This window comes from Clavibacter sp. VKM Ac-2873 (genome assembly GCF_015351075.1).
Taxonomy (GTDB): Bacteria; Actinomycetota; Actinomycetes; order Actinomycetales; family Microbacteriaceae; genus Clavibacter.
In genome coordinates, this window is sequence record NZ_JADKRS010000001.1 from 866,865 (window position 1) to 887,200 (window position 20,336).

Genomic DNA, 20,336 nt, shown 5'->3' on the forward strand with positions numbered 1-20,336 from the left:
CCGAGATCACCGGCCGCCGCGGCGCTCGGCTAGGGGCGTCCGCGGTGATGGTCCGACCGGTATTCTCTCACGGTTCTCCCCCGCCGCAGGACGCGGGCGAGCGGGGCAGCCGGAGAGCCGCGGGACGAGCCACTCCCATGCGGAGCGTGTGGTGCACCCCCTCGGACTTGAACCGAGAACCCACTGATTAAGAGTCAGTTGCTCTGCCAATTGAGCTAGAGGTGCAGGTGAGGACCCTGTCGTGCGGGGTACCGGACCGAGAGATGACACTAGCACCACGGTGCGGGCGGACGCGAATCGGCGCCGTGGAGCGCCCGGTCGAGCATCACGCCGGCGGCCCTAGCATGGTCCTCGACACCCGCGAACGAGAGGCTCCCCCATGACCGAGACCACCCGCCTCGAGAAGGGGCAGATCGCCCCCGACTTCACCCTGCCCGACCAGGACGGCTCGCCCGTGAGCCTGTCGTCGCTCCGCGGCCAGGACGTCATCGTGTACTTCTACCCCGCCGCCGGCACCCCCGGCTGCACCACCCAGGCATGCGACTTCCGCGACAGCATGGACTCCCTCCAGGCGGCCGGCTACCGCGTGCTGGGCATCTCGAAGGACCCCCAGGAGGACCTCGCCCGCTTCCGCGAGGAGCAGGGCCTCGGCTTCACGCTCCTGTCGGACCCCGATCTCGAGGTGCACCGCGCCTACGCGGCGTACGGCGAGAAGTCCCTGTACGGCAAGAAGGTCACCGGCGTGATCCGCTCCACCGTCGTCGTGGACGGCGAGGGGCGGGTCGCCCTCCCCCTCTACAACGTCAAGGCGACCGGACACGTGGCATCGCTGCGGAAGAAGCTCGGCGTCGACGCCTGACCCCCGGGGCTGGCGCGGCGGCGTCGGATCAGTCGCGCCGGCGCGTGGCGACGAGCACCGACCGCGTGAACAGCAGGACGACGACGAGGACGGACGGCACGATGAGACCCCACCCGAGGTCCTGACGGGCGTCCGCGCCCTGCAGGCTGCCGACCCCGACGGCGATCTGCAGCACCTGCCACGTCACGGCCGCAGGACGGATCCAGCTCCGGCCCCGCAGGATCCCCCGCACGACGCCGCCCAGGAACACCGCGGCGAGCGCTGACAGGGCGATCAGCGCGACGGCGCTGGCGAGCGACGCAGGCGTCGAGGTGAGCAGGTCGACGACGAGGAGGGCCGTGACGCCCGCCATGCCCAGCGCCTCGAGCGCGATGAGCACCACGAGGACGATCACGGCAGGAGATCGGCGAGGCGCATCCGCGTGCTCGCGCGGATCGAGGACATCACCGGTTCCGGTCACAGCACGTTCCCATACAAAGCTATTGATAGATCGTTGGCTCTATGCGACGATATTCGAGGTCGAGTTGGTTCACAGGGTGGTGAGCAGATCCGGAACCGAGCTTACAAGGGACGAATTCCTGAAGCTGAGCATCTCACGAGGAGGGGCCACGCGCCCCGTCCCGATGCGGTTCCCGGACGCCTCGCCCCACCCCCATCCCGCGGCAGATCTGCCGTGCAACGAGTACCGACCCGAGGAGCACCCCTATGGACTGGCGTGACAAGGCAGCCTGCCTGACTGTGGACCCCGAGCTGTTCTTCCCCGTGGGGAACACCGGCCCCGCTGTGGACCAGATCGACAAGGCCAAGGCCGTCTGCGGCCGCTGCTCCGTCACCGAGATGTGCCTGCAGTACGCCCTCGAGACCGGCCAGGACTCGGGCGTCTGGGGCGGGCTCAGCGAGGACGAGCGCCGCGCCCTCAAGCGCCGCGCCGCCCGCGCCCGCCGCGCCAGCTGACGCACGCACCCCGCACCGCCGACGAGAGAGCCGGGCCGCCCACGGGCAGCCCGGCTCTCTCGTCGTCCGGGCACCCGGATCGACCGGGACCCCGGCTCAGGTCGTGGCGGGCGCCAGCCAACGCAGCGGCACCTCGATGGTCACCTCGGTGCCGCTGCCCATGAGCGTGTGCCAGTCGATCGTGCCGCCCAGCTCCCCCTGGATGAGCGTCCGCACGATCTGCGTGCCCAGCCCCGTCCCGACCTTGCCCTCGGGCAGCCCCACGCCGTCATCGCGGACGCTGACCGTGAGCGTCTCCTCGGTCCGCGCGGCCTCGATGGCCACCTCGCCCGAGCGCCCGGCCAGGCCGTGCTCGACCGCGTTCGTCACCAGCTCGGTGAGCGCGAGGGCGAGCGGCGTCGCGTAGGCGCTCGGGAGCACGCCGAAGCTGCCCACTATCTTCGGATGCACGCGCGTGTTGTGCGCGGAGGCCACCTCGGCGATGAGCAGCAGGACGCGGTCGAACACGGCGTCGAAGTCGACGTTCTGGTTGAGCCCCTCGCTGAGCGTGTCGTGCACCACGGCGATGGCGCCCACCCGGCGCTGCGCGTGGCCCAGCGCCTCGCGCGCCTCCTCCGTGTGCGACCGGCGTGCCTGGATACGCAGGAGGCTCGCGACCGTCTGCAGGTTGTTCTTCACCCGGTGGTGGATCTCGCGGATCGTCGCGTCCTTGGTGATCAGCTCGCGCTCCTGATGGCGCAGCTCCGTCACGTCGCGGCAGAGGACGACGGCGCCGACCCGCTCGCCGTGGCTGCGGATCGGGATCGCGCGGAGCGACACGGTGACACCCCGCGACTCGATGTCCGTCCGCCACGGCGCCCGGCCGGCGACGATGAGCGGGAGCGACTCGTCGACGGTCAGCCGCTTGCCGGTGAGCAGGCTGGACGTGGCATCCGCGAGGGACTCGCCCTCGAGCTCCTCGGAGAAGCCCATGCGGTTGAACGCGCTCAGGGCGTTGGGGCTCGCGAAGGTCGTGATGCCGTCCACGTCGAGGCGCAGGAGGCCGTCGGACGCACGAGGCGCCCCGCGTCGAGGGCCGGTCGGTGACCCGAGGTCGGGGAAGTCGCCGTCGGCGATCATCGCGAAGAGGTCGTTGGCGCACTCGTTGAACGTCAGCTCCTGGCGGCTCGGGGTCCGGGTCTCGCTGAGGTTGGTGTGGCGCGTGATCACGGCGATGGGGGTGTCCGTGACCTCGGGGCTGCCCTGGGCCAGACGACGCAGCACCGGGACGGCCCGCACGCGGGTGGGCGTCTCCTCGTACCAGTCGGGCGCGGACGAGTCGATGATGCGGGCGGTCTCGTGCGCATCGGTGACCTGCTTGCGCCACTCCGCCTTGATGGGTTGACCGACGAAGTCGCGGTAGAACAGCGTGGCCGAGCTCGACGGCCGAGCGTGCGCGACGGCGACGAAGCTGCCGCTCACGGTCGGGACCCACAGCACGATGTCCGCGAAGGCCAGGTCGGCGAGGAGCTGCCAGTCGCCGACGAGGAGGTGCAGCCACTCGACGTCCGCGTCGGATGACAGACCCTGGGCATGCACGAGATCGCTGAGCGTGGACACGGCTACAGCCTATGCGGGCCGGGCACGCTCCTCCCTCGCCCCATCGCCGCCTCGACGTCGGGAGGCGGCCGCGCGACGGACCCGCCGGGACGCGTCCTCGGGAGGCAGGAGCGTGGTGCGCGTGAATCGCGACCACTCGACGAGCGCGGGCGATCGCGGAGCGATGTCGCGGAGCGTCGCCCCGGCCAGCACCGCGGCGTCGAGCGAATCCCGATCCTCGGGGACGTACGCCGCGGCCTCCACGCTCCCGAACCGGAAGAGGGTGCGTCGCACCTGGCTGGCGGCGTCCCAGCCCCCGGCGCTCGGGCGGACCCGGTTGACGAGCACGGAGACCCGCGACGGGTCCACGATCTCGAGGAGCTGCACGTACGCGCGGAAGAAGCGCGACAGCCCGACCGTGTCCGCCGCGACGACGGCGACCACATGGTCCGCGCCACGGAGCACCGCGTGCGTGGCCGCGTTGCGACGGGGCGCGAACATGTCGCTCGAGATCTCCTCGTCGTCCTCGAGGTTGAACGACGCGTCGACCACGGTGCAGTCCCGCCAGCCTCGGCAGGCGTGCAGCACGGCGGAGACCCGCCCCTCCGCGAGCTCCGGCCACCTGTCCGGGCGCGAGATGCCCGTGAGCACCGAGAACCCGGGGGCCCGCGTGGACGGGTGGTGCTGCGCGATCCGCTCCAGCTCCTCCACCGTGAGGCTGTCGGCAGCGGCGAGACGACAGGCGGCGGCGAAGCCCGGGGCCTCGTCCAGCAGGCCGAGGGTGGCGGCCACCGTGCCGCCGTGGACGTCCGCATCGACCAGCACGACCGATCGGCCCGCCGCCGCGAGCTCGCCCGCGATGGCCAGGGCCGTCGCGGTCCGCCCGGGCGCTCCCTGCGGGCCCCACACGGCGATCACGCGGCCGACCCGCTCTCCCCGGCCGACCTCGCCGTCGTCCCGCTCCTCCTCCGGGAGCACGGGAGCCGGCACGCGCGGGCGTCGCACCAGCCCGAGACGATCTCGCAGGGGCCGAGCTCGGCGGTCCCTCGCCGACCGCGCGCGCGGGCTGCCGTCGGATGGCGAGGAGCTGACCGATCCCTCCCTGCCGCCGAGCGGGTCAGCGCGGACGTCGGAGCCGCGGGAGGTCCGCCGGGTCCCGGCGTCGGCGATCCGGGCACGGTCGGGTGCGTCGCCCGACCCGAGGGGCTCGGGCGCATCGATCTCCAGGTGCGCCGCGACGGCGTCCGCACGGCGGACGCCCGCCGCCATGCCGCCGGCCGCCCCGAGCGGGCGGACCGAGAGCAGCAGCTCCTCGATCTCGGGCCAGGTGGCGCCCTCGTCCACGACCTCGTGGTGTCCGAGCGACTGGGCATTGCGACGATCGACCTCGCTCGACGCCACGGCGACCGCTCGTGCGCCCCGTTCGTCGAGTGCCGCGAGCACGTCCCGGTCGAGGGTCGCGGGAGACGCAGAGATGACCAGGTGCAGGGGGTCGATCGACGTCCCCCGGACCGCGGAGATCACCTCCGCCCCGCCCGTGACGCGCGCGAGGACCGTGTGACCGGCCTCGACGACGTCGCGGAGGAGCGCGTCCTCCACGCGAGGCGGGAGGGCGAGGATGAGGGTGGCCACCCTCAGGCCCCCGCGTCGCCGACGGGCACGAGCGTCATCTGGTCGCGCGCGTCGGTGGAGGAGAGGACGGCCGCCACGTCCTCACGCGGCACGGTCAGCTGCACCTGCGTGTGGTCCTGGTCCGCGACGAAGCCCTCGGGGCGGATGACCTGCGTGACGGTGGCCCCCGAGACGATGACGCGTGGCGCGTCGTAGGCGTTCGTCCCGGAGCCCTTAGCCGCTGCCGCCCAGATGTCCACCACCGTGCCCGCTGCGACGAGGTGGTCGGCGCCCGCGGACGTGGGGATGACGACGGATGCCGTGGTGCGCGCGTCCGCCGACGAGAGCGATGACCGCGGTACGAGCTCGCCGGCGCCCACGAAGCGCGTGACGACGAGCCCGTCCGCGGATTCCGGGGAGACGTAGAGGTCGGCGGCACCGTCGATGCGGACGCGCACGGGCACGAGGTCGGAGGCGTGGATCGTCGTCCCCGCGTCGAGCGCGGACCCCGCGGCCATGACGACCACCGAGGAGTCCGCGGAGCGCAGGAGCGCTACCACTCCTCCCGTCGACACGAGGACCAGCACCAGCCCCACGACGAAGCGGGGATCCAACCAGACGGGACGGCGCGCCGGACGCGCGGGACGAGGGGTGGGAGGCATGCCGGTCAATGTCGGGGACGAGGCTCGCCCGCGTCGCGCGTTGTCCACATGCTGCCGTGACGCGGACGATCAGACGCGGACGAGGACGATCGCTGCCAGGGGGACCAACCGATACCCCGAGACGGCCGACTCACGGCGAGGGGCGCCGGCCTCGTGGACCGCGACGTCGACGTGATCGCGCGCCACGCGATCCAACGTGCCACCGACCACGGTGTCACGGAGCCGCAGCTCGACACGGGCACGACGCCGACAGAGGTCACGGAGGACGAACGACAACCCGATCCGATCGACGATGCCGCGCTCGGGCGGGAGCTCCGCGACGGGCGCGAGGCTCGCCCGCACCTGCTCACGGTCCAAGGCCAGCGTGTGGATGGAGGCGAGGGGCAGGATGCACGCCCGCTCCTCCTGCGGCGACGGATCGCCCGGGACGGCGAGCTCCCCCGACAGCCAATCCCGTCCGAGCACCTTGGCGCGGAGGTCGATCCACGTGCCGTCCGACAGCGACAGGCGAAGCGGCCGCGCATGGCCGGACGAGGCGAGCGCCCTCAGGCGGTCGCGCATGACGGTGCGCGCGACGCGCACGCGCTCCTCCTCGGCGCGCTGGTCCCGTTCTTCGGCGATCCGCGCCGTCTCCCACTGGCCCTCGAGGTCGTCGAAGAGGTTCTCCCACCTCATCGGTCGCCGGTTCCCGGCGTTCGGAGGGCACGGCGCGGCGGCGGGGACGGCTGGCACATCCGGCTCACCTTGGGTCCCTTCCTTGAGATCCGCTCTCAGTTCTCCACATCTTGTGCGCTGAGCGTGCGCAGAGCCTCTCGCACTGTCACAGTTGACCAGTCATCGTGGTCCCCCCGATCGGGGGGGGAGCACCGGGATGGGAGTGACGCATGAGTGAAGCAGTGCCACGGGAGGATCTCCCGGACCGCCGGAGCACCGTCGCCGGGAATGCCGAAGGCACCCCGCCCCGTCGGCACGGTGATCGGAAGCACACAGCAGCACCATCGCAGGCGACGAGCGCGGCGGTCGGTTCGTCCTCCGCGGCTGCTCCTGCGGCGACCGCCACCGTCCGGGGCACGGTCCGCAAGCGCTTCGACGTCGACGACTTCTTCGGACGCCAGCCCTGCAGCAGCCAGGACCTCCCCCCGTCGGGTCCGCTGCTCGAGAACCTCACCCGCTGCGTCATCGAGATCCTCGCCGGAGCGCGTGAGCTCGACCAGATCGCCCGCTGGGTCAGCGACGACGTCTACCGCCACCTCCTCAAGCGCGTGGTCCTCAGCGCGCGGGCCCGACGCACGAAAGGCCAGTCGGTGACCCGTCCGGTGTTCACCATCGGCACGGTCACCTCGTTCTCCCCCCGAGACGGCGTCATCGAAGCGGTCATCGTGGTGCACGGTCGCGCACGAGCACGTGCGGTCGCCATCCGGCTCGAGGGCCTCGACCGACGCTGGCGCGCGACGGCCATCAACGTCCTCTAGCCACCCGTCGCACGACGAAGGGCGCACCTCCTGCGGGAGGTGCGCCCTTCGTCGTGACCTCGACCCTCGGGGTCGGCCCCGGGCCGACAGATCCCTGTCGGCCCGGACGGGAGCTACTTGCGCCGGTCGGCCTTCCGACGCTCCTCGCGGTTCTGCGGAGCGGACGACGGCGAACCGGTGGCCTGACCGAAGGCGCCACGTGCGGGCGGGCCCTGCGGGGCCTCCGGCTCCTCCTCGCCGACCAGGACCGCGTCCTCCGCCTGCTGGTCCTTCTGCGCCTTCGCCGTCGCGGCCTTCTCGATCTGGCCGCGCTGGTTGCGGACCTCGACACCGCCGTCATCCGTCGGAGCGGTGTAGCGGAGCTTGTCCGCCGTGGCCTGGTTCGCGGCGAGGCCCTTCGCCTGGATGCGGGGACCCACGGACTCGGCATCCGCCGGGGCCTGCACCTCGACCTCCAGGTTGAACAGGAAGCCGACGGTCTCCTCGCGGATGGCGCCCATCATCTGCTGGAAGAGCGCGAAGCCCTCCCTCTGGTACTCGACCAGCGGATCGCGCTGGGCCATGGCACGGAGGCCGATGCCGTCCTTCAGGTAGTCCATCTCGTAGAGGTGCTCGCGCCAGCGGCGGTCGATGACCGAGAGGACCACGCGGCGCTCGAGCTCGCGCATCGCGGCCTCGCCGAGCTGCTCTTCGCGCTTCGAGTACGCGAGCTTCGCGTCGGAGAGGATCTCGCGGCGGACGAAGTCGCGGTTGACGCGGCCCTTGCTCCCGGCCTCCGTGATGACCTCGTCGATCGTGATCGAGATCGGGTACAGCGTCTTGAGCTCGGTCCACAGGGCGTCGAAGTCCCAGTCGTCGCCGTTGCCCTCGCCGATGTGCGAGTCGAGCACGTCGTCGATGACGGCCTCCAGGAAGCGCTGCGAGCGCTCCTGGAGGTCGTCGCCCTCGAGGATGTGGCGGCGATCGCCGTAGATGGCCTCGCGCTGGCGGTTCAGGACGTCGTCGTACTTGAGCACGTTCTTGCGGATCTCGGCGTTGCGCGCCTCGACCTGGCCCTGCGCGCTGCGGATGGCGCGGCTGACGACCTTGGACTCGATGGCCACGTCGTCCGGCACGCTGTCGCGCCCCATGAGGCTGGCGGCGGCGCCGTTGTTGAACAGGCGCATGAGGTCGTCGGTGAGCGACAGGTAGAAGCGGCTCTCGCCGGGGTCGCCCTGACGGCCGGATCGACCGCGGAGCTGGTTGTCGATGCGCCGCGACTCGTGGCGCTCGGTGCCGAGGACGTAGAGGCCTCCGGCCTCGATGACCTTCGCCGCCTCCTCGTCGACCTCGCCCTTGACCTCGGCGAACACGTCGTCCCACTCGGTCTCGTACTGCTCGGGGGTCTCGACGGGGCTCAGCCCGCGGGCGTTCATCGCGGCGACCGCGAGGAACTCCGCGTTGCCGCCGAGCATGATGTCGGTGCCGCGGCCGGCCATGTTGGTGGCGACCGTGACGGATCCCAGGCGGCCGGCCTGCGCGACGATGGCGGCCTCGCGTGCGTGGTTCTTCGCGTTCAGGACCTCGTGGCGGACGCCCTTCTTCGCGAGGAGCTTGGAGAGGTACTCGCTCTTCTCGACGCTCGTGGTGCCGACGAGGACGGGCTGGCCGGCCGCGTGGCGCTCCGCGATGTCCTCGACGACCTGCTCGAACTTCGCCTTCTCGTTCTTGTAGATGAGGTCGGACTGGTCCTTGCGCTGCATGGGCCGGTTCGTGGGGATGGGGACGACGCCGAGCTTGTAGGTGCTCATGAACTCGGCGGCCTCGGTCTCGGCCGTTCCCGTCATGCCCGAGAGCTTCTTGTAGAGGCGGAAGTAGTTCTGCAGCGTGACGGTGGCGAGGGTCTGGTTCTCGGCCTTGACCGCGACGCCCTCCTTGGCCTCGATGGCCTGGTGGATGCCCTCGTTGTAGCGGCGGCCCATGAGGATGCGTCCGGTGTGCTCGTCGACGATGAGCACCTCGCCGTTCATGACGACGTAGTCCTTGTCCTTCTTGAACAGGGCCTTGGCCTTGATCGAGTTGTTGAGGAACGAGATGAGCGGCGTGTTCGCCGACTCGTAGAGGTTGTCGATGCCGAGGTGGTCCTCGACCTTCTCGATGCCGGTCTCGAGGACGCCGACCGTGCGCTTCTTCTCGTCGACCTCGTAGTCGACCTCGGGCACGAGGCGCTTGGCCACGTTCGCGAACTCCGTGAACCAGCGGTTCGCGTCGCCCGCGGACGGGCCGGAGATGATGAGCGGCGTGCGGGCCTCGTCGATGAGGATCGAGTCGACCTCGTCGACCACGGCGAAGAAGTGGCCGCGCTGGACCATGTCGGAGGCCTGCCACGCCATGTTGTCGCGCAGGTAGTCGAAGCCGAACTCGTTGTTCGTGCCGTAGGTGATGTCGGCGGCGTACTGCTCGCGGCGCTCCTGCGGGGTCTGACCCGCGAGGATCACGCCGGTGGTCATGCCGAGGGCGCGGAACACGCGGCCCATGAGCTCGCTCTGGTAGCTCGCGAGGTAGTCGTTGACCGTGATGACGTGGACGCCGCGCGAGGCGATGGCGTTGAGGTACGCGGGCAGCGTGGCGACGAGGGTCTTGCCCTCGCCCGTCTTCATCTCGGCGATGTTGCCCAGATGGAGAGCCGCGCCGCCCATGATCTGGACGTCGAAGTGGCGGAGGCCGAGCGTGCGGCGGGAGGCCTCTCGGACGGCGGCGAAGGCCTCGGGGAGGAGGTCGTCGAGGGACTCGCCGTTGGCGTGGCGCTCGCGCAGCTCGACGGTCTCGTTCTTCAGCTCCTCGTCCGTGAGGTGCGTGAAGTCCTCCTCGAGCTGGTTCACGGCCTTCGCGTAGTTCTGCAGCTTGCGGAGCGTGCGCCCCTCGCCGACGCGAAGGACCTTCTCGAGTACTGAGGCCATCGGTGTCTCCCTGCGTAGATGGACGGGCGCCGGATGACGACGACCGCCGTGACGGCGCGCGGATGTCGCCGCCGTCGAGCTTCGCCATAGTACCGGCTCGTCCGGCGCCCTTGCCGGGAGCGACCTGACCCGGTGCCCGGCCCCACGCGCGAGGCCCCGCGCGCCGGAGCGCGCGGGGCCTCGTCGGGTGGGTGCAGGTCAGCGGCGGAGCGACCGGGATCCGGCGCCCGCCCCGGCGAGCTCCTGCTCGCCGTCGGCCAGCCCGATGACGCCGTAGTCCCAGCCCTTGCGGCGGTAGACGACGCTCGGGCGGTCGGTCTCCGCGTCGATGAAGAGGAAGAAGTCGTGGCCGACGAGCTCCATGTGCTCGAGGGCCTGGTCGACCGTCATGGACTGCGACGGGAAGACCTTGGTGCGGATGACCACGGGGCAGTAGTCGTCCTCGTCGACGGGCTGGTCGACGGGGGCGACGCTCTTCCCGTTGACGCGCTCGATGAGCTCGGCGTCGGCCGGGTCGAGGTCGATCTGCGCGAACCCCCCGGTGGCGGCCTCCTGCAGCGACACGGGTCGGTGGTTGCCGCGGTGGATCTTCTTCTTGTCCTTGGCGCGGCGCAGCCGTTCGAGCATGCGACCGAGGGCGAGGTCGAAGGCCGCGAACTTGTCGGCGGCGCTGCTCTCGGCGCGGATGACGGGGCCGGGGCCCACGAGCGTGATCTCCACGCGGTCGTCCCCGGCGGATCCGCCGGACTTCTCGCTGTGGCGCGAGACCTTGATGTCGAGAGAGATGGACTTCTCGGCGAGCTGGACGATCTTGTCGGCCTTCTCGGTGGCGTAGACGCGGAATCGGTCCGTGATCTCCGCGTTGCGGCCGGTGATGTTGATGTCCATGACGTACCTCCAGATCATGACGCGTCGCCCGCTGGAAGAGGGCGATCACTTTCACGCCTTTCGGGCGAGCCTAGACCTCGGGCTCCTGCCGGCGCGAGGCATCCGGCAGGTGGACCGCGAGCGCATCGGACATGCACAGGGAGCGACGGGTCGGTCAGCGGATGCGCGGCCCTCCGCCGCTCGACCGGGCGGGGACGGCGGTGAGGACCGCGCACGCGACGACCTCGCCTCCCGCGGCGCGGACGGCGCGGCAGGTCTCGCGGAGGGTGGCCCCGGTGGTGAGCACGTCGTCGACCACGAGGATCCGTCGGCCGGTGAGGTCGATGCGCGCTGCGAGGCAGCCGTCGACGTTGGCCGCGCGCGCCGCCACCCCGAGGCCGGCCTGGTCGGCGGGCCGGCGGGTGAAGCGGAGCGGGTGGCGCCGCAGCCCGGGCGCGCCCGGCGTCCGGAGCGGGACCATGCCGGCACGGGCGAGCAGGACCTCGACGGGCGCGTAGCCGCGCCGGCGGAGAGGGGCGGGCGGCGAGGGGACGGGGATCACGTCGAGGGGCCGCGCGGGGGCGTCGGCCGGGTCGGCCGAGTCGGCCCCGCGCCCGGCGGCCGCGACGGCCGCGCGGACCGCGCCGACCAGGGTGGCCGCGATCGCCCGCGCGGCGTCCGTGCGGCCGTCCTCCTTGAAGCCGGACAGGAGCGCCGGCCAGGGCGGGGCGTACGCGCTCCCGCAGCCGACCGGGACGACGCGGGCCGGGATGCGACCGCGGGGCGAGGGGACGGCGGGCAGCGCGAGCGCCCGCACGACGGGCGGGCACGGGAGGGCGGCCCGGCAGGCCGGGCACACGGCGCGGTCGGGGGCCCCGCATCCGGCGCAGGCCACCGGGGCGACGACCGCGAGGGCGTCGAGCAGGGCGGAGTGGAACGCGGACGCCCGGCCGGACGACGGCAGGCGGGCGGACGGGGAGGGGGCGGGCTGCCCGGGCACGGGGATCACGCGCGCAGGGTGGCACGCGCCCGACCGCCGGCCGGCGCGGGGGACGGATCCGTGGAGGACGTCAGCGCTTGGTCGCCACGAAGGAGACGCCGGTGGCCGTCTGCTGCCAGGTGCTGCCCCGCGGCGTGAGCAGGGCGCCCGCGCTCGTCAGGACCCGCAGTCCGCTCTCGTCGTTGGCGCCGGTGATGGACACGCCGTCGGCCGCCGACCCCATGTCCTTCGACGGACCGCCCACCTGGTGCAGCTCGACCTGGCGCTCGCCGTCGGGCGCGAGCGTCAGGGTGGCCACGTCGAGCTCGTCGACCCATGTCGCGTCCAGCGGCGTGCCGGGCGATGCCAGGAGCTCCAGCGGGGCAGTCGTGAGGGAGGTCGGGACCCCGCCGTCGCGCACGATCGACGCCACGAGCAGCTGCGGACCCGCGCCCGTCTCGAGCTGGACGAGGACGCGGGCGCCGTCGCGCGCGACCTCGAGGGAGACGACGCGTCCGGTGGCGGTCCAGCTCACGGCGACGGGGTGGCCGACGCCGTCGGGGCCCCACGCGACGAGCCCGCGGGGATCCGAGGCGGGCGTGGACCAGACGTAGCCCTGGGAGTCGAGGGACGGCGCGACGAGCCCGGGCCGAGTGTCGAGGAGCACCGCGTCGCGGTCGCCGTCGCCGACCGACCAGACGCCGGACGCGTTCCGCACCGCCGCCTGCTGGCCGTCCGCGCTGAGCGTCGCGGCATCGGCCGAGAGGACCGTGACGCGCGTGCCCAGCGTGCCGAGCGGCGCGACCTCTCCCCCGCCGAGGTAGCCGAACTGGCCCTGCGCGAGGACCAGCGGACGCGACTCGGCCTGCGGGTCCTTGACCGGGCCGCGGCCGCCGAGGTCCGGCACGGTGAGGGGCGTGCCGTCGACGAGCATCTGCACGTCGAGCACGGACGGGATGTTGGACAGGCTCTGCCGCAGCTGCAGCTTCATCCGCTGCTGCGTGGCGGAGTCCGCCGCTCGCGCCTCCGTCGACAGGTCCACCTGCGGCGTGCCGCCCACCGTCGTGACGGACGAGGACGCCAGCCGGGTCCCCTCGGGGAAGGCCGTGACGACCGCGGGCTGGGACAGCCACGGCGACGGTCCCTGGAGGAGCGACTTGACGATGCGCGTGCTCACGCTCTGGGACGCGCGCGTGACGAAGAACCTCAGATCCGGCACGAGGAAGGAGAACGTGGGATCGAAGAAGTAGAGGGCGTGCGCGCTGAAGATCTCGCGGAAGTACGTGGAGCGCAGCGCGATGCCGTCGGGCGCCTTCGCGATGCGCCACTCGCCGCGCTCCTGCACGAGCTGGAAGGACAGGCGGGTCTCCTGGTCGCTGCCGACCTCGCGGTAGTGGCCCTGCCCGTCGACCGTCGCGATGGTCGTGACGGAGTAGCTGTAGGTGCCGTCGACCTCCTCCGACGTGCCGGCCTGGCCCTCCCAGACGACGACGCTCGCGAACGGGTCCCAGCGCGACGCGAAGTCGGAGGAGAGGAACTGGCGCGCGACGCCGTACTGGTCGGCGGAGCTCGTGGCGGCGTCGACGAACCCGGCGATGACGTCATCCGGGCCGTCGCCCGCCTGCGGGCCGTCGGGCTGGTAGCTGACGCCGGACTCGTCCGTGACGGCGGCGGGATCGCCCGCGGAGACGGGGCCGCCGGACGGGATCGAGACGCAGCCGGAGAGGAGGACGGCGCACGCGGCGACCAGCGCGACGGCGGCCGCGCGGGCGGAGCGGCGCGCGGAGCGGCGCGGACGGGGATCAGGTGCTGGGGACACGGGCGTCCTCCTCGTCGGCGCGGTCGTCCGCGGGGTCGTCGGGCGGCAGCGCGACGGGCGAGCCCTCGAGGGGGACGTCGGGGCGCCGGGGCAGGGTCAGGCGGAAGCAGGATCCCTCGCCGGGCCGCGACCACAGCTGCAGCCAGCCGTGGTGCAGGTTCGTGTCCTCCAGCGAGATGGCGAGGCCGAGGCCCGTGCCGCCCGTGGTGCGCTGGCGCGACGGATCCGCGCGCCAGAACCGGTCGAAGACGTGGCCCATCTCCTCGTGCGTCATGCCGACGCCGTAGTCGCGGACGGCGAGCGCGACGGCGTCCCTGTCGCTGTCGACGGTGATGACGATGGGCCGCCCCTCGCCGTGGTCGACCGCGTTGCCGACGAGGTTCGTGACGATGCGGCGCACCCGGCGCGCGTCCATCTCGGCGTCGAAGTAGCCGCCGGGGGCGACGAGCTTGAGCTCCGAGCCCTTCTGGGCGGCGAGGCCCTCGAACTCCTCGATGGAGTCCTCGACGAGCCGCACGAGGTTGGTCGGCTCGGTCACGAGGTCCACCGCGCCCGCGTCGAACCGGCTGATCTCCAGCAGGTCGGCGAGCAGCGTCTCGAACCGCTCCACCTGCGTGTGCAGCAGCTCGGCGCTGCGGGCGGCAGGCGGGCTGAAGTCCTCGCGGAGGTCGTAGAGCACGCCGCCCGCGAGCCGGATCGTGGTGAGCGGGGTGCGCAGCTCGTGCGAGACGTCGGAGACGAAGCGCTGCTGCAGCTGCGAGAGGTCGGCGAGCTGCGTGATCTGCGACTGCAGCGAGTCGGCCATGCCGTTGAACGACCGGGCGAGGGTCGCGATCACGTCCTCGCCCTTCACCGGCAGGCGCTCCTCGAGCTGCCCCGCCGCGAGCTTCTGGCTGGTGTCGGCGGCGACGCGGATGGGCGCCACCACCAGGCGCACCACGAGCCACGCGATGGCCCCGATGAGCACGATGAGGAAGAGGAACGCGAGGAGGATCGTCCCGGCGACGAAGTCGAGGGTCTGCTGGATGTCGCCCAGGTCGTAGACGAGGTACAGCTCGTAGCGGCCCGCCGACGGGATGTCGATGCTCGAGCCGACGACGATGCCGGGGCTCGTGGCCCCCTGGTCGCCCACCGGGATCGCCACCGACTGCCACTGCTGCGTGCCCGTTCCCGCGCCGACCGCGCGGCGGAGGTCCGCGCTCAGGAGGCTGTCGACGTAGTCGGCGGTGGACGCGTTCTGCAGCACGTTGCGCGCCTCCGTGCCGGGCGTGCGGCGGAAGGCGAAGTCGGAGAGGTTGATGGCGCTCCCGCGCAGCTCGTCGAAGACCTGCGTGCGGAGCTGCTCGAGCTCGGTCTGGTCCGAGGCGTCCGAGGAGGTGAACTGCTCCTGCATCCGGCTGGTGGCGCTGTTCGACTGCTGCAGCACGGTGTCGAGCCGCTGGCGGAAGAGGTCGCTCGAGATGCTCTGGGTCATGAGCACGCCGATGAGCAGGACGGTGATGCCGGAGAGCGCGACCGTGATGAGGACGGTGCGGAACTGGAGGGACACCGACCAGATCCGGGTGAGGCGGCGCGGCCACGACCTCCAGTCGACGAGCCACACGGGCAGCGGGCGCACGGGGCTAGGCCGCTGCCCCCGCGCGGTAGCCGACGCCCCGGACGGTCATGACGATGCGCGGGTTGTCCGGGTCGTCCTCGACCTTCGCGCGCAGGCGCTGCACGTGGACGTTGACGAGGCGCGTGTCGGCCTTGTACTGGTAGCCCCAGACCTGCTCGAGGAGCATCTCGCGCGTGAAGACCTGCTGCGGGCGGCTGGCGAGCGCGTGCAGGAGGTCGAACTCGAGTGGCGTGAGGTTGATCCGCTCCTCGCCGCGGCGCACCTCGTGGCCCTCGACGTCGACCACGAGGTCGCCGACCTGGAGGAGCCCGGGCGACGCGGCGGCCGCGGGGCGCAGGCGCGTGCGGATGCGGGCGACCAGCTCCTTGGGGTTGAAGGGCTTGACGATGTAGTCGTCCGCGCCGGACTCGAGGCCCTTCACGACGTCGGCCGTGTCGGACTTCGCCGTGAGCATGATGATGGGGATGCCCGACTCGGCGCGGATGAGGTCGCACACCTGGATGCCGTCGAGCCCCGGGAGCATGAGGTCGAGGAGCACCAGGTCCGGCTTCGCCTCGTGGAACGCGGCGAGCGCCTGGCCTCCGTCCCCGCAGAAGGAGGGCTCGAAGCCCTCGGTGCGCAGGACGATGCCGATCATCTCGGCGAGCGCGGTGTCGTCGTCGACCACCAGGATCCGTGCTGTCATCTGACCGTGTTCCCTGTCCTCGGAACCCCCAGGGTAGCCGGTGGATCCCGGGCATCGGCGGGCGACCCGGCGCGGGACATCGCGCGCGCCCTGTGGGAGGCTGGCGGACGTGACCGATGACCAGAGCTGGCAGGCCCCCGGCGGCGCACCGTCCGGTCGGGGAGGGTCCCCGGATCCGGATCGCGAGCAGGGCCACGCGGGGCGCGCGGCCCCGCCGGCGGCCGGGACGCCCGGCGCTCTGGCGTACGGTCCCCCGCCCGTCGCGGCCTCCCCGCCGCCGCCCGGCTGGGGCGCCGCGCCCGGCTGGACCCCGCCGCCGAAGCCCGGCCTGCTGCCGCTGCGGCCGATGGGCCTCGGCGCGATCCTCGCGGGCTCGTTCCAGACGCTGCGTCGGAACCCCGGCGCCACGGTCGGCAGCGCCCTCCTGATCCAGGGGCTGGTCGGCGTGATCACCCTCGTGATCGTCGGCGGCGTGACCGGCTTCGTCGTGACACGCGTCCTCTCGGCGCGCGAGGCGGACCAGGGTCCGCTCATCGCCGGCGGCGTGGCGGCGGTCGTGGTCGCCGCCCTCGTCACGATCGTGCTGTCGATCGTCGCGTCCGCGTTCCTCCAGGGCGTCGTCGCGAGCGAGGTCGCGCGCGGCACGCTCGGCGAGCGCCTGCGCATGCGGGCGCTGTGGCGCCTGGCCCGCCCGCGGATCGTGCCGCTCGTGCTCTGGAGCCTCTCCCTCACGGCGGCGTGGACGCTCGTGTTCGGCGCGCTCGTCGGCATCGTGGTGCTGCTGGTGCTCGCCGGGGGCGCCGGCATCGTCGCGGGGATCCTCGTGGGCGTGCTCGGCGTCATGGGCCTCGTGGTCCTCTCCGCCTGGGTCTCGACGCGCCTCGCCCTGGTGCCGAGCGCCATCGTCATCGAGCGGCTCCGGCCGCTGGCGGCGGCCCGGCGGTCGTGGTCGCTCACCCTCGGCTCGTTCTGGCGGGTGCTCGGGATCCTGCTGCTCACCACGGTGATCGTGTCCACGGCCGCCAACGTGGTGACGGTGCCGCTGACGCTGCTCACCTCAATCCTGCAGACGGTGCTCTTCCCGAACGGCGAGCTCGACTTCCAGACGTTCGACGCATCCGTCGTCTTCTACATCGGCGCCCAGCTGGTGACGCTCGTGGTGAGCGTGGTGGTGGGGAGCATCGGCGCGGTCGTGACGTCCGCGAACGCGGCCATCCTCTACATCGACCTCCGGATGCGGCGCGAGGGGCTCGACCTCGAGCTCGCGCGCTTCGCCGAGGAGCGTGCGGCGGGCGCCGCGTCGGCCACGGGGCCGGATGCGCGCGACCCGTACGCGGCCCCCGCGGCGCCCGCGGGCGCCGCGGGCCCGGGACGCGCGTGATCGCCTCCCCCCTCCTCACCGCGGTCGCCCACGTGGTCGCGCGCGCCGCCGACGTGCCGCTCGACCCGGACGCCGACGACGCGCGCCGCCTCCTCGTCGACGAGCTCGCGAAGCCGGAGTACGAGGCGGCCCGGCCGAACGCGCTGGACCTCGCCGCGCAGGCCGTGGGCGACTGGATCGCCCGGCTGCTCGGCGGGGCGGGCGGCGGACTCGCCGACCTCGCGCCCGTGGTGATCGCGGTGCTCGCGCTCGCGGTCGTCGTGGTGGCCTTCCTCGTCTTCGGGGCGCCGCGGCGGGACAGGAGGCGGGCGGCCGCGCGCGGCGACGGGCTCTTCGGCTCCGACGACCGGCGATCGGCCGAGGAGCTGCGCCGGGCGGCCGAGGCGTCACGGCGCGCGGGCGACCTCGCGGCGGCCGCGTCCGACCTCTTCCGGGCCATCGCCAGGGAGCAGGCCGAGCGCACGATCGTGGCCGTGGATCCGGGCACCACCGCCCGCGGGTTCGCCCGGCGCGCGGGATCCGCGCATCCGGCTCACGCCTCCCGCCTCCTCGTGGCCGCCGACGACTTCGACGCCGTCCGCTACCTCGGCCGGCCCGGCACCGAGGGGATGCTCGATCGGCTCTCCGCGCTCGACCGCGACCTCCGCACGGCCGTTCCCGTGCTGCACGAGCCCATGGGCGCGGGCATCCGGTGAGCGCGCCCGCGCAGGCGCCCGCCGCCGGCCTCGCGACGCCCGAGACCCGGACGCCGCGGGAGGCGCTCCGCCGGGCCGGCACGTGGATCGCGCTGGCCGCCCTCGCCGTGATCGTCGCGCTGGCCTCGCTCGCGGTCTCCGGCGCCGCCCGGCAGGGCGACGCGCTCGCGCCCGACAACCCGGCGCCCGGCGGCACGCAGGCGCTCGCCCGGGTCCTCCAAGCGCAGGGCGTCGAGGTCACGCTCGCGACGACGCTCGCCGCGGCCCGGGCCGCCGTCGGGGACGGCGACGACGCGACGCTCGTGCTCGGCGCGACCTCCGACCGCCTCGACGACGAGCGGCTGGCCGAGGTCGGCCGCCTCTCCACCCGGACGGTGCTGCTGGCCCCCGACTTCCGCACCCTGCAGGCCATCGCGCCCGACGTGGCGGCGGGCGGCGCGGCCGAGTCCGCCGACCGGGCGCTCGACGCCGCGTGCGCGCTGCCGGCCGCGCGGGCCGCCGGCTCCGTGCCCGACGACGCTCCCGTCTTCCGCTACCTCGGCGACGACGCGGCGGACGCGGTCACGTGCTTCCCGGACGACACGGGCGACGCGTTCGCGCTCCTCCAGGTGCCGGCGACGCTCGCGGCAGGCGGCACCGTGACCGTGCTCGGCGCGGATCCGATCCTCACCAACGACCGCATCGCCGAGCAGGGATCCGCCGCCCTCGCCCTGGGCGTGCTCGGCGAGCGGCCGCGCCTCGTCTGGTACACGCCGTCGCCCGACGACGCCGCGGCCGACGCGCCGCCCACGCTCGGCGAGCTCACGCCCGGATGGGTGACCCCGGCGATCCTGCTGCTGGGCGCCGCCGCCCTCGCCGCGGCCGTGTGGCGCGGCCGCCGGTTCGGCCCGCTCGTGGTGGAGCGGCTGCCCGTCGTGGTGCGCGCCGACGAGACCGCGGAGGGCCGCGCGCGGCTCTACCAGCGGGCGGATGCGCGCGGCCACGCCCTCGACGCGCTGCGCGTGGGCACGGTCGACCGGATCGCGACGGCGCTCGCGCTCGGCCGCCTCGCGTCCGTCGACGACGTGGTGGCCGCGTCCGCCGCCGTCCTCCGCGAGGACCCCGCCGGGATCCGCGCCCTGCTCCTCGACGACGCCCCCCGCACCGACCGCGACCTCGTCGACCTCGCCGGGCGCCTCGCCGCCCTCGAGCGCCGCGTCGCCCGCGCCGCCGACCCCCGAGACCCCGCAGACCCCGCCGACCGCTCCAGGAGAATGGATCCATGACCGACGACCTCCGCACCAGCCTGCTCGCCGTCCGGACCGAGGTCGGGAAGGCCGTCGTCGGCCAGGACGGCGCCGTGACCGGCATGATCATCGCCCTCCTCGCGCGCGGCCACGTCCTCCTCGAGGGCGTGCCCGGCGTCGCGAAGACGCTGCTGGTCCGCGCGCTCAGCGAGGCCCTCCGCCTCGACACCGCGCGCGTGCAGTTCACGCCCGACCTCATGCCGGGCGACATCACCGGATCCCTCGTCTACGACTCCCGCGAGGGCGCGTTCTCGTTCCGTCGCGGTCCGGTGTTCACGAGCATCCTGCTGGCCGACGAGATCAACCGCACGCCGCCCAAGACGCAGTCGGCGCTGCTCGAGGCGATGGAGGAGCGGCAGGTCACGGTCGACGGCGAGAGCCATGCGCTGCCCGACCCGTTCCTCGTCGCGGCCACGCAGAACCCCGTCGAGTACGAGGGCACGTACACGCTGCCCGAGGCGCAGCTCGACCGCTTCCTGCTGAAGCTCGTGCTCGACCTCCCGGAGCGCGCGGCCGAGGTGGAGGTGCTGCGCCGGCACTCCACGGGCTTCGACCCGCGCGACCTCCACGCGGCGGGCGTGCGTCCCGTGCTCGACGCCGACGGGCTCCGCCGGGCGCAGGCCGCGGTGCGCGAGGTGCGCGTCGGCGCCGACGTGCTCGCGTACATGGTCGACCTGGCCAGGGCGACCCGGCGCTCGCCGTCGGTGCAGCTCGGGGTGTCGCCGCGCGGATCCACGAGCCTCCTGGCCGCGAGCCGCGCGTGGGCGTGGCTGAGCGGCCTCGACGCCGTGACCCCCGACCACGTGCAGGAGATGGTGCTGCCCGTGCTCCGCCACCGCATCGCGCTGCGGCCCGAGGCGGAGCTCGAGGGCGTGTCCGTCGACGCCGTGCTCCGCGGGGTCATGGCGCAGGTGCAGGTGCCGATCTAGTG

18 protein-coding genes and 1 tRNA gene are annotated in these 20,336 nt (G+C 73.2%); 7 read left to right on the top strand and 12 right to left on the bottom strand.

The annotated features are described in order from the left end of the window. Positions 1–149: 149 nt before the first annotated feature. Positions 150–225, bottom strand: a tRNA-Lys gene (locus tag ITJ44_RS04050). 154 nt (positions 226–379) lie between these two features. Between ITJ44_RS04050 and bcp the strand changes: the two genes are divergently transcribed. Further along, complete coding sequence (gene bcp, locus ITJ44_RS04055; RefSeq protein ID WP_194633455.1) at positions 380–859, top strand: thioredoxin-dependent thiol peroxidase; 480 nt, start codon at positions 380–382, stop codon at positions 857–859. A 28-nt stretch (positions 860–887) separates the two neighbouring features. Here bcp and ITJ44_RS04060 read toward each other — a convergent pair whose 3' ends face one another. Further along, a complete protein-coding gene (locus tag ITJ44_RS04060; RefSeq protein ID WP_370551614.1) occupies positions 888–1,253 on the bottom strand; it encodes a hypothetical protein in 366 nt (121 codons plus the stop codon). 311 nt (positions 1,254–1,564) lie between these two features. Between ITJ44_RS04060 and ITJ44_RS04065 the strand changes: the two genes are divergently transcribed. Next, positions 1,565–1,813 carry a WhiB family transcriptional regulator gene (locus ITJ44_RS04065; RefSeq protein WP_012037746.1) on the top strand — a complete coding sequence of 83 codons (249 nt, stop codon included), beginning with the start codon at positions 1,565–1,567 and terminating at the stop codon, positions 1,811–1,813. A 96-nt stretch (positions 1,814–1,909) separates the two neighbouring features. Here ITJ44_RS04065 and ITJ44_RS04070 read toward each other — a convergent pair whose 3' ends face one another. From ITJ44_RS04070 to ITJ44_RS04085, 4 genes are all read right to left on the bottom strand, one after another. Then, a complete protein-coding gene (locus ITJ44_RS04070; protein ID WP_194633457.1) occupies positions 1,910–3,412 on the bottom strand; it encodes a PAS domain-containing sensor histidine kinase in 1,503 nt (500 codons plus the stop codon). Positions 3,413–3,421: 9 nt separating this feature from the next. Then, positions 3,422–5,023 carry a septum formation inhibitor-activating ATPase gene (locus ITJ44_RS04075; RefSeq protein WP_194633458.1) on the bottom strand — a complete coding sequence of 534 codons (1,602 nt, stop codon included), beginning with the start codon at positions 5,021–5,023 and terminating at the stop codon, positions 3,422–3,424. 2 nt (positions 5,024–5,025) lie between these two features. After that, the gene (locus tag ITJ44_RS04080; RefSeq protein WP_194633459.1) at positions 5,026–5,664 is read right to left on the bottom strand and encodes an SAF domain-containing protein; all 639 of its coding nucleotides are present in this window, start codon (positions 5,662–5,664) and stop codon (positions 5,026–5,028) included. Between the two features lie 69 nt (positions 5,665–5,733). Then, positions 5,734–6,246, bottom strand: a complete 513-nt coding sequence (locus ITJ44_RS04085; protein ID WP_370551615.1) for a hypothetical protein — start codon at positions 6,244–6,246, stop codon at positions 5,734–5,736. 302 nt (positions 6,247–6,548) lie between these two features. Between ITJ44_RS04085 and ITJ44_RS04090 the strand changes: the two genes are divergently transcribed. Further along, positions 6,549–7,136, top strand: a complete 588-nt coding sequence (locus ITJ44_RS04090) for an Rv3235 family protein (protein ID WP_194633461.1) — start codon at positions 6,549–6,551, stop codon at positions 7,134–7,136. 113 nt (positions 7,137–7,249) lie between these two features. Here ITJ44_RS04090 and secA read toward each other — a convergent pair whose 3' ends face one another. The 6 genes from secA to mtrA all read right to left on the bottom strand — a co-directional run bounded on the left by secA (position 7,250) and on the right by mtrA (position 16,043). Continuing rightward, entirely contained in the window at positions 7,250–10,075 is a 2,826-nt protein-coding gene (gene secA, locus ITJ44_RS04095; protein WP_194633462.1) for a preprotein translocase subunit SecA, read from the bottom strand. 198 nt (positions 10,076–10,273) lie between these two features. Further along, complete coding sequence (gene hpf / locus ITJ44_RS04100; protein WP_194633463.1) at positions 10,274–10,963, bottom strand: ribosome hibernation-promoting factor, HPF/YfiA family; 690 nt, start codon at positions 10,961–10,963, stop codon at positions 10,274–10,276. A 154-nt stretch (positions 10,964–11,117) separates the two neighbouring features. Next, on the bottom strand, positions 11,118–11,951 hold the full coding sequence (locus ITJ44_RS04105) for a phosphoribosyltransferase family protein (RefSeq protein WP_194633464.1): 834 nt from the start codon (positions 11,949–11,951) through the stop codon (positions 11,118–11,120). A gap of 61 nt (positions 11,952–12,012) precedes the next feature. Further along, positions 12,013–13,740: a lipoprotein LpqB gene (gene lpqB, locus ITJ44_RS04110; RefSeq protein WP_194633465.1), complete on the bottom strand. Its 1,728-nt coding sequence runs from the start codon at positions 13,738–13,740 to the stop codon at positions 12,013–12,015. Then, positions 13,724–15,358 (bottom strand): MtrAB system histidine kinase MtrB, encoded by a 1,635-nt coding sequence (mtrB, locus tag ITJ44_RS04115; protein ID WP_194633466.1) that lies wholly within the window; start codon positions 15,356–15,358, stop codon positions 13,724–13,726. Before mtrB ends, lpqB begins: the two co-directional genes overlap by 17 nt. Before the next feature lie 4 nt (positions 15,359–15,362). Next, the gene (mtrA, locus tag ITJ44_RS04120) at positions 15,363–16,043 is read right to left on the bottom strand and encodes an MtrAB system response regulator MtrA (RefSeq protein ID WP_194633467.1); all 681 of its coding nucleotides are present in this window, start codon (positions 16,041–16,043) and stop codon (positions 15,363–15,365) included. Between the two features lie 109 nt (positions 16,044–16,152). Here mtrA and ITJ44_RS04125 point away from each other — a divergent pair, with 109 nt between their 5' ends. Genes ITJ44_RS04125 through ITJ44_RS04140 form a run of 4 tightly spaced genes read left to right on the top strand, consistent with a single transcriptional unit; the run spans position 16,153 to position 20,334 of the window. After that, positions 16,153–17,424: a hypothetical protein gene (locus ITJ44_RS04125; protein WP_194633468.1), complete on the top strand. Its 1,272-nt coding sequence runs from the start codon at positions 16,153–16,155 to the stop codon at positions 17,422–17,424. Then, entirely contained in the window at positions 17,421–18,119 is a 699-nt protein-coding gene (locus ITJ44_RS04130) for a DUF4129 domain-containing protein (RefSeq protein WP_194633469.1), read from the top strand. The genes ITJ44_RS04125 and ITJ44_RS04130 overlap by 4 nt, the downstream gene beginning before the upstream one ends. Next, a complete protein-coding gene (locus ITJ44_RS04135; protein ID WP_194633470.1) occupies positions 18,116–19,384 on the top strand; it encodes a DUF4350 domain-containing protein in 1,269 nt (422 codons plus the stop codon). Before ITJ44_RS04130 ends, ITJ44_RS04135 begins: the two co-directional genes overlap by 4 nt. Next, positions 19,381–20,334, top strand: a complete 954-nt coding sequence (locus ITJ44_RS04140) for a MoxR family ATPase (protein ID WP_194633471.1) — start codon at positions 19,381–19,383, stop codon at positions 20,332–20,334. The genes ITJ44_RS04135 and ITJ44_RS04140 overlap by 4 nt, the downstream gene beginning before the upstream one ends. Positions 20,335–20,336 lie beyond the last annotated feature (2 nt).

Bases quoted from the DNA above. Each gene is read 5' to 3' on its own strand.
- ITJ44_RS04090 (WP_194633461.1), top strand. From the start codon at position 6,549: ATGAGTGAAGCAGTGCCACGGGAGGATCTCCCGGACCGCCGGAGCACC.
- ITJ44_RS04080 (WP_194633459.1), bottom strand. From the start codon at position 5,664: ATGCCTCCCACCCCTCGTCCCGCGCGTCCGGCGCGCCGTCCCGTCTGG.
- mtrA (WP_194633467.1), bottom strand. From the start codon at position 16,043: ATGACAGCACGGATCCTGGTGGTCGACGACGACACCGCGCTCGCCGAG.
- ITJ44_RS04140 (WP_194633471.1), top strand. From the start codon at position 19,381: ATGACCGACGACCTCCGCACCAGCCTGCTCGCCGTCCGGACCGAGGTC.
- bcp (WP_194633455.1), top strand. From the start codon at position 380: ATGACCGAGACCACCCGCCTCGAGAAGGGGCAGATCGCCCCCGACTTC.
- ITJ44_RS04065 (WP_012037746.1), top strand. From the start codon at position 1,565: ATGGACTGGCGTGACAAGGCAGCCTGCCTGACTGTGGACCCCGAGCTG.
- hpf (WP_194633463.1), bottom strand. From the start codon at position 10,963: ATGGACATCAACATCACCGGCCGCAACGCGGAGATCACGGACCGATTC.
- secA (WP_194633462.1), bottom strand. From the start codon at position 10,075: ATGGCCTCAGTACTCGAGAAGGTCCTTCGCGTCGGCGAGGGGCGCACG.